Origin of the sequence: Pseudomonas sp. RC3H12 (assembly GCF_018596375.1) — a bacterium.
In the GTDB taxonomy this organism is placed as follows: Bacteria; Pseudomonadota; Gammaproteobacteria; order Pseudomonadales; family Pseudomonadaceae; genus Aquipseudomonas.
Genome location: NZ_CP075595.1, coordinates 2,603,453 through 2,618,472 on the forward strand (window position 1 = coordinate 2,603,453; position 15,020 = coordinate 2,618,472).

At 66.8% G+C, this 15,020-nt stretch carries 9 protein-coding genes; 7 read left to right on the plus strand and 2 right to left on the minus strand.

What is annotated here, in order from left to right; genetic code table 11:
* The first annotated feature begins 90 nt into the window (after positions 1 to 90).
* The 5 genes from wecB to KHO27_RS11810 all read left to right on the plus strand — a co-directional run bounded on the left by wecB (position 91) and on the right by KHO27_RS11810 (position 8,411).
* Positions 91 to 1,245 carry a non-hydrolyzing UDP-N-acetylglucosamine 2-epimerase gene (gene wecB, locus KHO27_RS11790; RefSeq protein WP_214501854.1) on the plus strand — a complete coding sequence of 385 codons (1,155 nt, stop codon included), beginning with the start codon at positions 91 to 93 and terminating at the stop codon, positions 1,243 to 1,245.
* A complete protein-coding gene (gene nfrB / locus KHO27_RS11795; protein ID WP_214501855.1) occupies positions 1,242 to 3,416 on the plus strand; it encodes a cyclic di-3',5'-guanylate-activated glycosyltransferase NfrB in 2,175 nt (724 codons plus the stop codon). The genes wecB and nfrB overlap by 4 nt, the downstream gene beginning before the upstream one ends.
* Positions 3,413 to 6,415 carry a phage receptor gene (locus KHO27_RS11800; protein WP_214501856.1) on the plus strand — a complete coding sequence of 1,001 codons (3,003 nt, stop codon included), beginning with the start codon at positions 3,413 to 3,415 and terminating at the stop codon, positions 6,413 to 6,415. Before nfrB ends, KHO27_RS11800 begins: the two co-directional genes overlap by 4 nt.
* Positions 6,415 to 7,254, plus strand: coding sequence for a DUF4434 family protein (locus KHO27_RS11805; protein ID WP_214501857.1), 840 nt, complete (start codon positions 6,415 to 6,417; stop codon positions 7,252 to 7,254). Before KHO27_RS11800 ends, KHO27_RS11805 begins: the two co-directional genes overlap by 1 nt.
* 71 nt (positions 7,255 to 7,325) lie before the next feature.
* A complete protein-coding gene (locus KHO27_RS11810) occupies positions 7,326 to 8,411 on the plus strand; it encodes a GGDEF domain-containing protein (protein WP_214501858.1) in 1,086 nt (361 codons plus the stop codon).
* Positions 8,412 to 8,501: 90 nt separating this feature from the next.
* On the opposite strand, the gene KHO27_RS11815 is transcribed toward KHO27_RS11810, so the two are convergent.
* Together KHO27_RS11815 and KHO27_RS11820 are read right to left on the minus strand one after the other, a co-directional pair.
* Positions 8,502 to 9,800 carry an ATP-binding protein gene (locus tag KHO27_RS11815; RefSeq protein ID WP_214501859.1) on the minus strand — a complete coding sequence of 433 codons (1,299 nt, stop codon included), beginning with the start codon at positions 9,798 to 9,800 and terminating at the stop codon, positions 8,502 to 8,504.
* 6 nt (positions 9,801 to 9,806) lie between these two features.
* Positions 9,807 to 10,508 (minus strand): response regulator, encoded by a 702-nt coding sequence (locus KHO27_RS11820; RefSeq protein ID WP_110701517.1) that lies wholly within the window; start codon positions 10,506 to 10,508, stop codon positions 9,807 to 9,809.
* A gap of 158 nt (positions 10,509 to 10,666) precedes the next feature.
* On the opposite strand from KHO27_RS11820, the gene KHO27_RS11825 reads away from it, so the two are divergent.
* Entirely contained in the window at positions 10,667 to 11,842 is a 1,176-nt protein-coding gene (locus KHO27_RS11825; RefSeq protein ID WP_214501860.1) for an efflux RND transporter periplasmic adaptor subunit, read from the plus strand.
* 11 nt (positions 11,843 to 11,853) lie between these two features.
* Positions 11,854 to 14,976: a multidrug efflux RND transporter permease subunit gene (locus KHO27_RS11830; RefSeq protein WP_214501861.1), complete on the plus strand. Its 3,123-nt coding sequence runs from the start codon at positions 11,854 to 11,856 to the stop codon at positions 14,974 to 14,976.
* The last annotated feature ends 44 nt before the right edge of the window (positions 14,977 to 15,020 follow it).

The window sequence follows — 15,020 nt, forward strand, 5'->3', positions numbered from 1 at the left end:
CAACCCTATGATCGACTGCTTGTATTCATGACTGGCAAGCGTCGACACGTCGTACACCTTCGTCCAGGGAATCGAACGAGGAACTACACGATGGCTTACACCGTGATGATGGTATTCGGTACCCGCCCCGAAGCGATCAAGATGGCCCCGCTGGCCCGCGTCCTGCGCGACTGGCCCGAGGTCGACCTGCAGATCTGCTCCACCGGCCAGCACCGCGAAATGCTCGAACAGGTCCTCACCGCTTTTGGCCTCGAGGTCGACCAGGACCTGCAGGTGATGACCCAGAACCAGACCCTCAACGGCCTGGCCCGCGACCTGCTGGACACGCTCGACCAGGCCTATGAACAGGTCAGGCCCGATATCGTCCTGGTCCACGGCGACACCACCACCAGCTTCATCGCCTCGCTGGCCGCCTTCCAGCGTCACATTCCCATCGGCCATGTCGAGGCTGGCCTGCGCACCGGCAACCTGCAGCAGCCCTGGCCCGAGGAAGCCAACCGACGCTTGACCGGCGTGCTCGCCGACCTGCACTTCACCCCCACCCGCGACTCCGACGCCAACCTGATCCGCGAAGGCGTGCCGCCCGAGCACATCGAGGTCACCGGCAACACGGTGATCGACGCCCTGCTGTGGATGCGCGACAAGCTGGACAAGGACAACTGGCGCCCCGCCGCCGACTCCCCGCTCAATGTGCTGCGCGACGACCAGCGCATGGTGCTCATCACCGGCCACCGCCGCGAGAACTTCGGCAGCGGTTTCGAACGCATCTGCCTGGCCCTGGCCGAACTGGCCCTGCGCTACCCCGACGTACAGTTCCTCTACCCGGTGCACCTCAACCCGCAGGTGCAGCACGCGGTGTACAGCGTGCTCTCGGGCCGCGACAACATCCATCTGGTCGCGCCCCAGGACTACCCGCACTTCGTCTGGCTGATGAACCGCGCCCATATCATCCTCACCGACTCGGGCGGCGTGCAGGAAGAGGCCCCCGCGTTGGGCAAGCCGGTGCTGGTGCTGCGCAAGGTCACCGAGCGACCCGCGGTGCTCAAGGGCGGCACGGTCAAGCTGGTCGGCACGCTCACCGAGCGCATCGTCCAGGAGACCAGCCAGTTGCTCGATGACCCGTCGGCCTACGAGCGTATGGCCCAGGTCTACACCCCCTTCGGTGACGGCCATGCCAGCGAGCGCATCGCCGAACGCCTGAGCCGCTGGTTCGCCGAGCAATCCGCCGCACGGGACAACGCATGAGCCTGGCCTTCATCGATTTCCTCACCTATGTCCTGTTCGGCCTGAAGATCCTTGCCATCATCCTGGCGACACTGATGTTCCTGCTGGGCCTGGACGACCTGTTCATCGACCTGTGCTACTGGGGCCGCAAGCTGATCCGGCGTTTCCGCATCTACGACAAGTTCGACAAGGCCGACGAAAAGCGCCTGTTCGAAGTGCCGGAGAAGCCCCTGGCGATCATGGTGCCGGCCTGGAACGAGGTCGGCGTGGTCGGCGAGATGGCGCGCCTGGCCGCCTCGACCATCGACTACGAGAACTACCAGATCTTCGTCGGCACCTACCCCAACGACCTGCAGACCCAGGCCGACGTCGACGCCGTGTGCCTGCACTACCCCAACGTGCACAAGGTGGTCTGCGCCCGCCCCGGCCCCACCAGCAAGGCCGACTGCCTGAACAACATCATCGACGCCATCCTGCGTTTCCAGCAGGACGCGCGCATCGAGTTCGCCGGGTTCATCCTGCATGACGCCGAGGATGTCATCTCGCCCATGGAACTGCGCCTGTTCAACTACCTGCTGCCGAACAAGGACATGATCCAGATCCCGGTGTACCCCTACGCCCCGGAATGGAAGGGCTTCACCGCCGGCCACTACGTCGACGAGTTCGCCGAGAACCACGGCAAGGACGTCATCGTGCGCGAGGCGCTCACCGGCCAGGTGCCCAGCGCCGGGGTCGGCACCTGCTTCAGCCGCCGGGCGATCAGCGCGCTGCTGGAGGACGGCGACGGCATCGCCTTCGATGTGCAGAGCCTCACCGAAGACTACGACATCGGTTTTCGCCTCAAGCAAAAGGGCATGAAGTGCATCTTCGCCCGCTATTCCATCACCGACCCTGCGCTGGCCCTCAAGCAGGAGTGGCGCCCCGGCATGAGCCGCGAGTTTGCCCAGGTGATCTGCGTGCGCGAGCATTTTCCCCGTGACTGGCAGCACGCCATCCGCCAGAAATCGCGGTGGATCGTCGGCATCGTGTTCCAGGGCACCAGCAACCTCGGCTGGAGCCGCAAGGGCGCGCTCAACTACTTCCTCTGGCGCGACCGCCGCGGGCTGTTCGCCTATCTGTTGAGTTTTTTGGTCAACCTGTTGCTGCTGGTGCTGCTGGCCATGTGGCTGGTCACGGTGATCGCGCCGGAGTCGTGGCGGTTCATGTCGATCCTCAGCGACAGCACGCTGCTCAGCACCTTGCTGTGGCTCAACGGCCTGCTGTTGTTCAACCGCCTGTTCCAGCGGTTCTGGTTCGTTACCCGCTACTACGGCGTCTTCGAAGGCCTGCTCTCGGCGCCACGGATGATGTGGAGCAACTTCGTCAACTTCTTCGCCAACCTGCGCGCCCTGCGCCAGGTGATGGAGATGGGCGATTCGCGGCGGGTGGCCTGGGACAAGACCACCCACGAGTTCCCTGCCCTCGCCGCGCCGGCACGCACGCCGCTGGGCCATCGCCTGGTGGAGAAGGGCCTGATCAGTGAAGAACAGCTGGAGCAGGCCATCACCAGCCCGGTACGCCGGCGCCTGGGCCGCGAGCTGCTGCTGCGCGGCTGGCTTACCAGCGAACAGCTGGTCGAGACCCTGGCCGAACAACTGGACCTGCCCTGGGCGCCGCTCAATCCGTTCAGGATCGCCCCGGCGCTGATCGCCAAGCTGCCGCGCAAGCTCGCCACCCACTACGGCGTGCTGCCGGTGGACGAAGACGGCGACACCCTGGTGCTGGCCAGCGAAAGCCCGGTCAGCCAGGTCTCGCTGGGGGTCATCAGCCGCCAGCTCAAGCGCCCGGTGCGTGCCCGCCTGGCGCCACAGGGGCGTGTGACCCTGGGCCTGCGCTACCACTACCCGAGCCCTTGGCAGAAACCCGAAACCCGCAAAATGCTCGAGGTACTCGAACGCCACCAGGACGATGCCGCGCTGTTGGAGAAGGTCGGCACCCACCAGGTGATGCTCGGTTCGCTGCTGCAGGTGCGCGGCATGGTGCCGGTGACCCTGTTCAACCAGGCCCTGATCGACTTCAACCCTGAGCAGCAGAGCTTGGGCGAGCACCTGATCGCCCGCGGCATCATCACCGAGGAAGTGCTGCAGCAAGCCCTCGCCGAGCAGGCCAGCGAACAGCAGGCCGCCTACGACCTGACCCGGGAGGTGGCATGACGCCCCGTCTTTCCCTGACCATCGCCAGCCTGCTGCTGTGTTCTTCCGCCCTGGCCGCGCCGACCAAGCCGATGACCGACTTCCAGCGCTTCACCAGCTACCCCTTCATGGAGCGTGGCTATCGGGAGGCGCAGAAGGACAACTGGGCCGAGGTCGAGCGCCTGACCCGCCACGTGCTGGGACGCGTGCCGAACAACAACGAGGCCCGCGCCCTGCTGGCCGAAGCCCTGGCCCATCAACGGCGGTACAAGGAAGCCCAGGCCATTGCCGAAGACCTCGACGACAATCCTGAACACGCCGATGCCCTGCTGGAACTGCGCCTGACCTGGATCGAACAGGACCCGCCGGCCGCGAGCCAGGTGGAGGCCTGGCTCGCCGACAGCCAGGGCCAGCAGCGCGTGCGCCTGTGGCAGGCCTACAGCGTCAGCCTGGCCAAGTTCGGCGGCGCGGCCAAGGCCCTGGAGTGGCTCAACCATCTGCCGGTACGCGACGATGGCATGGTGCTGCGCATGACCCGGGCCAACTTCGCCGAGCAGCTGCGCAACTGGGGAGAGACCATCGACCAGTTGCAACCGCTGGCCGACCAGGGCCAGCTGCCCCCGCAGGACTGGCAGCGCCTGGCCAATGCTTATATCCAGCAGGTCGATGAAAAGGGCCTGAACTCACTCCTGGCCAGCGCACCTTCCCAGGAAGCGGCGACCCGCGCCCGCCTGGCCATGGCCAACCGCGCCATCGCCATGGGCCATAACCAGCAGGCCGAGCGCTGGCTGCAGAGCCTGCCCGCCGAGCAACTGCAGCACCCCGAGCAGCGTCAGCAGCTGTGGCAGCTGGCCCGTGAAGGCGATGATGCGTCGCTGGTGCGCCAGCTGAGCAATGAACTGCAACGCCCGTGCCTGGAGACCGTCGACTGGCTGTCCCACAAGGACCTGAAGCTGGCCCGCGAGCAGCTCGGCCAATGCCAGGCCCGCGACAACCCGCGCAGCTATGCCATCCTCAGGCAACGCCTGTATGGCGACCCCACGCAGCCTGCGCAACCGCGCACCGCGGCGCAGTGGGAGCAACGCTACCGACAGACCGGCGATCTCGCCGCCCTGGAACAAGCCAGCTTCATGCTGCTCGAAAGCGGCCAAAGCGAGCGCGCCCGGCAGCTGCTCGACAACGCGTATGCGCGTTACCAGGGCAGGCTGACGCCCTCGCTGCTGCAACGCCTGGGCAATCTCTATGCGCGCAACGACGGCCCGCTGGACGGTCCACGCATGCTCGCCCTGGTGCCACGGGTCGATGCCATCACCCGTGGTCAGCTATTGGGCCGCCTGGCCGAAGCCGGCCAGTGCGACGCCGTGCGCAAGGCCATCCCGGCCACCCCGGCCGAAGCCGGGCAGTATCGCGCCCTGGGGCGCTGCGCCATGCCTGATCAGCCAGGCGAAGCGGTGGTCTACTACCAGGCCGCCGAACGCCTGGGCGATAGCGGCAGTCGCCTGCCCCTGGCCTACGCCCTGGAAGCCTCCGGCGACTCCCAGGCGGCACTGCCGATCTGGAACAGCCTGCCGGCCAGCGCCTGGACCGACAATGCGCGCCTGACCGCCGCCCGTGGCGCGCTGAACGCCGGTGACGCCAACGCCGCCCGCCGCCACTGGGATGCGGCGGCGCACCAGAGTGCCGACGACTGGGCGCTGGGCGCCGCCATTGCCCAGCGCCAGGGCGACCCGCAGCAGGCCCTGGGCTTCCAGCGCGAAGCGCTGCGGCATGCCCCGCGCGCCGATCACTACTACGCCGCCGCCGGCACCGCCCAGCAGGCCGGCGACAGCGCCCAGAGCAGCGCCTGGCTGGCCGAGGCCGTGCGCCTGGCGCCGGACCAGCCGCGTTACCGCGCCGACTATGGCATGCGCCTGGCGGGTTCGGCGGACAAGCAGCAACGCCGCCAGTCCATACGCTACCTGGAGCGCGCCAGCCGCGACTTCCCCGAGGACTACCGCCTGGGCGAGACCCTGGCCCTGCGCTACGACGAGGTCGAGGACAGTGCCTCGGCCCGCCGCGAGCTGCGCCGGGTACTGGACGTGGAGCGCAACCTGGTCGACGGCGACGACGAGTACGGCAGCCTGGAGGCGCGCAAGTACCGCCAGCGCCGCGCCCATGAAGCCCTGTCGCGCCGCGACAGCATCACCCTGGCCAGCACCTGGTCGCCCGCCGGCACTTCGACCAACGACAAGTTCCTCGACAACGGCGAACGCAGCGGCAGCTCGCGCCGGGCCCGCTCGCAGAACGTGCAGTTGGCGATGTGGGACCACGCCCTGGGCGAGGAGCCCAGCCGCAATGGCAGCACCCTGTCGGTCTACGGCCGCGTGCTGTTCGGTGGCCAGAGCCGCACCGACTATGCGCAGAGCATGGGCACCGGTGTTGGCCTGCGCTACAAGCCGCTCGGTCAGGCCAACCTCAACCTGTACGCCGAGCTGTACCACCAGCGCCAGATCGACAGCACGCACTACAGCGGCCTGAGCCTGGGCGAACTGCTCAGCCCGGCCAAGGTCGGTGGCAACTGGGGCGACCTGCGTCACAACGCCGAATCGAGCAACGACCTGCTGCTGCGCGCCACGGCTTCGTTCCTGGATCAGGGCAAGTACCGCAACGACTGGCGTATCGACGAGGACGACTGGGACGAGCGCTTCCTCTACCTCGACGCCGCCTGGTGGACCCGTGCTGGCGACCATGCCTGGCTGTCGCGCTTCCAGCAGGGCCATGCGTGGAAACTGCCCAGCCAGTCGCCACAGACGATCATGCCCTACGGCTTTCTCGAATTTTCCAGCCAGGACCCGAGCAACGAATGGCGCCAGGACGCCCGCGCCGGGGTCGGCGTGCGCTGGCAGTGGTGGTTCGACGACGACCGCTACAACGCCTATCGCGGCTCGCTGAAAGTACGCGCCGAGTACCAGCAGGCACTGGGCGGCAACCTCTACGAACGCGGCAACGGCGTGCTGCTGGGTGTGGAGATGAACTTCTGATGCGTAGCTTCCTGGCTCTCTGCCTGTTCATCCTGTGGCTACCCGCCCAGGCCGACCAACGCCTGTTCTACCAGCCGCTCAACCGTGACGCGAACGTCACCCCGGCGCAGTGGCAAAACCTGTGGCGAGCCACCGTGGCCCAGGGCGGCAAGACCCTGATCGTGCAGTGGAGCGCCTACGGCGACAGCGACTTTGGAGGCTCCGAGGGCTGGCTGGCCGGGAGTCTGCGCGAAGCCCGGGCTCAAGGCCTGGAGCTGGTGCTGGGCCTGTACATGGATCCGGCCTACTACCAGCGCCTCGAACAGCTCGACGGCGAAGGCCTGAACAGTTACTTCAAGGCGCAGCTGGGACGCTCGCTCACCCAGTACCAGCAGCTCAAGGCCGACTGGGCGCTGCCGGTGGCCGGCTGGTACCTGCCCATGGAACTGGACGACCTGCACTTTCGCGACCCGGCCAGGCGCGATGCGCTGCACACGCAGTTGCAGGCTTTCAACCGGCAACTGGACAAGCCCCTGCATATCAGCGCGTTCAGCGCCGGCCAGCTGTCGCCGCGGGTCAATGGCGCGTGGCTGGAGCAGTTGGCCAGCCTTGGCCTGAACGTCTGGTGGCAGGATGGCGCCGGCACGGGCCGCCTGGCGCCAGTTGTGCGCCAAGGCTACGAACAGGCCCTGCCCTGCCAGGTAGGCATCGTGCGCGAGGCGTTTCGCCAGGTCAGCAAGCCTGGCCAACCGTTCCGCGCAGAACCTGCGCAGCCGGCGCTGAGCGGAGGTTGCCACGCCGAGGCTGTGTTCGCCCTGCGCTATCGGCCCTGGGCCAGAGGGACGCTTTCCAGGGATTGAAACCAGCCGCCTGAACGAATCTCAACGTGGGGCCGGCAAGAACAGCACAATAGCCGAGGGCATCCTCCAGCATGTACAAGACCCTCGAAGCCCACATCCGCCAAAAGGTAGCCCCCGCCGCCCTGCGCGCCGAGTTCCGCCAGCATGAATTCGAGGCCATGCGCCGTTTTTGCCTGCTGATTTTCTGCATCGGCATTGCCATCTGGCTGGTCTTCGACCTGATCGTCAGCTACCTCGGCGGCCAGGGCTTCACCTGGCTGTCCGGAGTATTCATCGCCCTGCTGTGCAGCCTCACCGTGGTCCTGGGCTTCACCCGCAGGAACCAGCATTTCGACGTGCTCAACCTGCTGTTCGTGGCGGTGATCACCCTGGCCATGCGCCTGGTGATCGAGGGCATCCCCATCGCCCTGCGCCCGGTATGGCTGGTGCTCGGGGTCTCCACCGTGCTGTACACCGTGTCGGTGCTGCCGGTGCGACGCTGGTCGTTCTTCTGCGCCATGGGCATCACCTGGATCATGCTCAATCCTTTCCTCCACACCCGTATCGAAGCCCTGGAGCTCGAAGGCGCGATGCTGATCAGCTACGCGGTATGCCTCAGCGGCCTGGTGATCTACAGCTACCTGCGCATCCGCCAGGCCAAGCTGCACAACTACTACCTGACCAAGGTACTGCTGGAGCAAGCCTATATCGATGCGCTGACCGACATCCCCAACCGTCGCTCGTTCATGGCCAAGGCCGAAAAGCAGCTGCAACAGGCCGGCGAACAGTACCTGGCGATGATCGACATCGACAATTTCAAGCAGGTCAACGACCGCTTCGGCCATGACATCGGCGACGAGGTGCTCAAGCGCGTGGCAGCGCACATCAAGGCGGCGATGATCGGCTACGAAATCGCCCGGCTAGGCGGAGAGGAATTCGCGATCTTCTTCCAGGGGCTGGATGAAACAGGCGCCGAGCAGCAAGTTGCGAGGCTGTGCCAGCGGGTGCGCGAGGACCTCGGGGCACACCCGGTGACCATCAGTATCGGCCTGGCCCGGATCGACAGCGGCGATACCCTGAGCACGGCGCTGATCCGGGCGGACCAGGCGCTGTACGAGGCCAAGCACACGGGCAAGGACCGCTTCGTGACCTGGTCGGCAAGCTTGTCAGGACAATGAGCATCGCGGGGCAAGCCCGCTCCCACACCAGTGTCCATCATCAGCGTGGGAGCGGGCTTGCCCCGCGATGAGGCCGGCCCAGGCGCTGCATCAACCAGCGGGCAAGCGAATCCTGAACTGCGCCCCGCCCAACGCCGATTGCGCCACTGTGAGCGTGCCACCCTGCCCTTCGATGGCCCGCCGGCTGATCGCCAAGCCCAAGCCGAAACCACCCGTGTTGCGATCGCGGCTGCGGTCCAGGCGGTAGAACGGCTGGAAGATCCGCTCACGCTCCTCGACTGGAATGCCGATGCCGTCGTCCTCGACCGTCACCAGGCAGGCGCCATCCTCTTCCAGGCGCAGGCGCAGCAGCAGGCTTTCGTCGCAGTAGCGCATGGCGTTGCGCACCAGGTTCTGTACCGCGCGGGCAGTCAGCCGCGGATCGAGGACAAAGCGTGGCAGGTCTGTGTCGCATTGCACCTCCCACTGGATGCCGCGATCGTCGAGTTCTTCGGCGAAACCACCGAGCACGCTGTCCACCAGCTCGAGCAACGACACCTCGACCCGCTCGCGGGCCTGGTCGGCGCTTTCCAGGCGGCTGTAGGACAGTAGCTCAAGCACCAGCTCGTCCAGCTCGCGCACATGGCCCACCAGCCCCAGCAGGCGTTTGCGGCTGGCCGGCGGCACCTCGTCGAACAGCAGCACCAGGCCGAAGTCCAGGCGGGTCAATGGCGTGCGCAGCTCGTGGGACACCGCGTTGAGCAGTTCACGCTGCTGATTGACGTGGCGCTCCAGGTCGCTGGCCATGGTGTCGAACACCCCGGCCAGCTCGCCGATGTTCGAGCGCGGCGAGATATGCGTGCGCTCGGACATCTCGCCGCGCCCGAGGCGCCGGGCGGTGTCCTTCAGGCGCTCGAGGTCGCGCCAGTGCGGCCATACCCACAGCAACAGGCAGCCGAGCATGGCCGCGCCAATCAGCACGGTCACGCCCCAGGACAGCACGTTGATGTCCAGCGGGTCGTCCGGCGAGTGCAGGCGTACCAGCCAGTCCTGGTCCAGCGGCGCCAGCGCCGTTTCGTAATAGCCCCAGTCTGCCATGCGCACCACATACAGGCCATGCTCGAGCCGGGCCTTTTCCTCGCTGCTCAGCTCGGCGTCGTCCATGCGCAGCAAGCGCACCTCCAACGGCTTGAACGCCGCGGCGAGTTCCTTTTCCACCGTCGGCCACTGCTCCTGCGGCGCCTGCTGGAACTGGCGCACGATCAGGGTCTGCACGCCCTTGGCCTGGTCGAGGTTGTAGGCCATGAAGCGATCGTGAAACAAACCGACGATGGTGTCGGGAATCAGCGCGATCGCCCCGGCATAGGCGACGATGATCACCAGGTACAACCGCACCAGGATCTTCAGCATGGCGTATCAGTACTCCCACTCGACGCGACTGAACAGGTAGCCCTTGCCCCATACGGTCTTGATCTTGCGCGCTTCACCTGCGCTGTCGTCGAAACGTCGACGCAGCTTGGAGATGGCCACGTCCACCGAACGGTCGGTGCCGTTGAACTCGATGCCGCGCAATTGCTGGAGGATGCGGTCACGGCTCATCACCTCACCGGCGTTGCGCGCCAGCACCACCAGCAGGTTGTACTCGCCGCTGGACAGCTCCACTTCTTCGCCGCGCCAGGTGACCGTGCGCTCGGCCAGGTCGATGCACAGGCCGCCGATCTGGATCAGGTCGCAGTCCAGGCGCGGCTCGTTGACGCTGCTGCGGCGCAGCAACGTGCGCACCCTGGCCAGCAGCACGCGGGGCTCGCACGGCTTGGTGACGTAGTCGTCGGCGCCCATCTCCAGCCCCAGCACCTGGTCGTGGCTGTCGTCGCGGGCGGTCAGCATGAGGATCGGCAGGCTCTGGCTCTCCTGGCGCAGCAGCCGGCATACCTGCAGGCCGTCCAGGCCCGGCAGCATCAGGTCGAGGATCACCAGGTCCGGTTTCTGCCGGCGGAATTCGTCCAGCACATGGTCGCCGCGGGCAATCACCCGGACATGGAAATCGTTGCGTTGCAGGTAGCTGGCGATCAGTTCGGACAACGCGCTGTCGTCTTCGACCAGGAGAATGTTCGGCATAAGGGGATTTGACGAAAGATTGAAGTAAGGCAGGATATAGAATCCCGGGCGGGCCACCGCCGATTGTTCACACTTTTTCACACACGCCCAACACAGCTTAACAGCCGCCACCCGAACGGCTGCTTTAGCATACGCTGGATCAAACCTGGAAGATCCGTATGTCCACGCTCCGTGCTTTGCGCCTGCGCCCTCTGGCGCTGCTGGCGCTGATGACCCTTTCCCTGGCCGCTTGCAACGACGCCGCCGAGCAGGAAGAAAAGGCCCCGCCCTCCCAGGTCCGGGTCGAAACCCTTGCCGTGCAGCCGCTGGCCATCAGCACCGAACTCAGCGGCCGCATCCTTGCCCCCCGCACCGCCGAGGTGCGCGCCCGGGTGGCCGGCGTGGTGCTCAAGCGGGTGTACCGCGAAGGCAGCGACGTGAAACAGGGCGATGTGCTGTTCCTGATCGACCCGGCGCCGTTCAAGGCTGACTTCGACAGCGCCCGCGCCACCTTGGCCAAGGCCGAGGCAACCGTGTACCAGGCGCGCCTGCAGGAGCAACGCTACCGTGAACTGGTCGACGACAAGGCCGTCAGCCGCCAGGAGTACGACAACGCCCGCGCCGCCTTCCTCCAGGCCGACGCAGCGGTCGGCGAAGCCAAGGCGGCGCTGGAACGCGCGCGCCTGAACCTGGGCTATGCCACCGTCACCGCACCGATCTCCGGGCGCATCGGCCGCGCCCTGGTGACCGAGGGCGCGCTGGTCGGCCAGAGCGAGACCACGCCGCTGGCCACCATCCAGCAGTTGAACCCGATCCACGCCGACGTCACCCAGTCGACCCGCGAACTCAACGCCCTGCGCCGCTCGCTGCGGGCCGGCGAGCTGCAGCAGGTCGGTCGCGACCAGGTCAAGGCCACGCTGATCCAGGACGACGGCAGCGCCTACCCGCTGGCCGGCAAGCTGCTGTTCTCCGATATCAGCGTCGACCCGAGCACCAACCAGATCACCCTGCGCAGCGAGTTCCCCAACCCGGACCTCGACCTGCTGCCCGGCAGCTATGTGCGCGTGCGCCTGGACCAGGCCGTGCAGCCCCAGGGCATCAGCGTGCCGCAACGCGCCATCCTGCGCGACAGCGCCGGTGTGCCGAAGGTGCTGCTGGTCGACCCGCAGGACCGCATCAGCGAACGCCAGGTGACCCTGGGCAGTGCCCAGGGCGACCGCTGGATCGTCAGCGAGGGCCTGGCTCCGGGTGATCGCGTGGTGGTCGAGGGCCTGCAACACGTCAAGGCCGGCGACCAGGTGCAAGTCGACGAACAACCAGGCGCCACCGCAGTCGCCCAACACAACGGCCAATGAGGGCCTGATCCATGCCGCAGTTCTTCATCGACCGCCCGGTGTTCGCCTGGGTGGTGGCCTTGTTCATCCTCCTGGTCGGCGCCCTGGCCATCCCGCAGTTGCCGGTGGCCCAGTATCCCGACGTGGCACCGCCGCAGGTGGAAATCTACGCCGTCTACCCCGGCGCCTCGGCGGCGACCATGGACGAGAGCGTGGTCAGCATCATCGAGCAGGAGCTCAACGGTGCCGACAACCTGCTTTATTTCGAATCCCAGAGCAGCCTGGGCAGCGCCACCATCACCGCCAGCTTCCAGCCCGGCACCAACCCGGACATGGCCCAGGTCGACGTGCAGAACCGCCTCAAGGTGATCGAGTCGCGCCTGCCGCGCCCGGTCACCCAGCAAGGCCTGCAGGTGGAGAAGGTGTCCACCGGCTTCCTGTTGCTGGCCACCCTCACCTCCGAGGACGGCAGCCTCGACGAGATCGCCCTGTCGGACATTCTCGCGCGCAACGTGATGAACGAGATCCGTCGCCTCAAGGGCGTCGGCAAGGCGCAGCTGTATGGCTCCGAACGGGCCATGCGCATCTGGATCGACCCGGCCAAGCTGGTCGGTTTCAACCTCACGCCCAACGACGTGGCCGAGGCCATCGCCGCGCAGAACGCCCAGGTCGCCCCCGGCAGCATCGGCGACCTGCCGAGCCGACCGACCCAGGAGATCACCGCCAACGTGGTGGTCAAGGGCCAGTTGAGCACCCCCGAGGAGTTCGCCGCCATCGTCCTGCGCGCCAACACCGATGGCTCCACGGTCACCGTCGGTGACGTGGCGCGGGTCGAGATCGGGGCCCAGGAGTACCAGTACGGCACCCGCCTCAACGGCAAGGCCACCAGCGCCTTCAGCGTCAAGCTGTCGCCCGGCGCCAACGCCATGGAAACCGCGACCCTGGTCAAGCAGAAGCTCGATGAGCTGGCGCGCTACTTCCCGGCCGGGGTGAAGTACGACATCCCCTACGACACCTCGCCCTTCGTCAAGGTCTCGATCAAGCAGGTGATCAACACCCTGCTCGAGGCCATGGTGCTGGTGTTCGCGGTGATGTTCCTGTTCCTGCAGAACTTCCGTTACACGCTGATTCCGACCCTGGTGGTGCCGGTGGCGCTGATGGGCACCTTCGCGGTGATGAACGTGCTGGGTTTTTCGGTCAACGTACTGACCCTGTTCGGCATGGTGCTGGCCATCGGCATCCTGGTGGACGACGCCATCGTCGTGGTGGAAAACGTCGAGCGGATCATGGCCGAGGAAGGCCTGCCGCCCAAGGAAGCCACGCGCAAGGCCATGGGCCAGATTAGCGGCGCCATCGTCGGCATCACCCTGGTGCTGGTGGCGGTGTTCCTGCCGATGGCCTTCATGCAAGGCTCGGTGGGGGTGATCTACCAGCAGTTCTCGGTGTCGATGGCGGTGTCGATCCTGTTCTCGGCGTTCCTCGCCCTGAGCCTGACCCCGGCCCTGTGCGCCACCCTGCTCAAGCCGCTGGAGAAAGGCGAGCACCATGAGCGCAAGGGCTTCTTCGGCTGGTTCAACCGCCGCTTCGAGGGCATGAGCAACGGCTACCAGCGCTGGGTGACCCACGCCCTGGCCCGCAGCGGTCGCTACCTGCTGGTGTACGCCGCGCTGGTCGGCGTGCTGGTGTACGGTTTCAGCCAACTGCCCACCGCCTTCCTGCCCACCGAGGACCAGGGCTATACCATCACCGACATCCAGCTGCCGCCGGGCGCCAGCCAGGCACGCACCATCGAGGTCGGGCAGCAGATCGAGGCGCACAACGCCGAAGAGCCCGGCGTGGCCAACACCACGCTGATCCTCGGTTTCAGCTTCTCCGGCAGCGGGCAGAATGCGGCGCTGGCCTTCACCACGCTCAAGGACTGGTCCGAGCGCGGTGGCGACGACAGCGCGCAGTCGATCGCCGAGCGCGCCACCCTGGCCTTCACCCAGCTCAAGGATGCCATCGCCTACGCGGTGCTGCCGCCGCCGGTGGACGGCCTGGGCGAGTCGACCGGTTTCGAGTTCCGCCTGCAGGACCGCGGCGGCATGGGCCACACCGGGCTGATGGAAGCTCGTGACCAACTGCTGGACGCGGCGCGCAAGAGCAAGGTGCTGGTCAACGTGCGCGAAGCGTCGTTGGCCGAAAGCCCTCAGGTTGAACTGGAAGTGGACCGCCGCCAGGCCAACGCCCTGGGCGTGTCGTTTGCCGATATCGGCGCGGTGCTCGACACCGCGGTGGGGTCGAACTACGTCAACGACTTCCCCAACCAGGGCCGCATGCAGCGGGTGGTGGTGCAGGCCGAAGGCGACCGGCGCAGCCAGGTCGAGGACCTGCTGAAGATCCACGTGCGCAACAGCAGCGGCAAGATGGTGCCGCTGGGCGCCTTCGTCAGCGCCCGCTGGCAGTCCGGCCCGGTGCAGCTGACCCGCTACAACGGCTACCCGGCGGTGTCGATTTCCGGCGAGCCGGCGGCCGGCTACAGCTCGGGCGAGGCCATGGCCGAGATCGAGCGCCTGGTGGCGCAGCTACCGGCAGGTGCCGGCCTGGAGTGGACCGGGCTGTCGCTGCAGGAACGCCTGTCCGGCAGCCAGGCGCCACTGCTGATGGCGCTGTCGCTGCTGGTGGTGTTCCTGTGCCTGGCCGCGCTGTACGAAAGCTGGTCGATCCCCACCGCGGTGCTGCTGGTGGTGCCACTGGGCGTGCTCGGCGCGGTGCTCGCGGTGACCCTGCGTGGCCTGCCCAACGACGTGTTCTTCAAGGTCGGCCTGATCACCCTGATCGGCCTGTCGGCGAAGAACGCCATCCTGATCATCGAGTTCGCCAAGGACCTGGTGGACCAGGGCGTCGATGCGGCGGACGCGGCGATCCAGGCCGCGCGTCTGCGTCTGCGCCCGATCGTGATGACTTCGCTGGCGTTCATCCTCGGCGTGGTGCCGCTGGCCATCGCCAGCGGCGCCAGCTCGGCCAGCCAGCAAGCCATCGGCACCGGAGTGATCGGCGGCATGCTCAGCGCCACCTTCGCCGTGGTGTTCGTGCCGGTGTTCTTCGTCGTGGTGATGCGCCTGGCCGGGCGTGGCAAGACCAAGGCGGCGCAGGTGGCCACCCACCAGGCCTGACTGGACAAGCCCTGCGGTAAATGGGAGGGTTCCCGGCATTGACT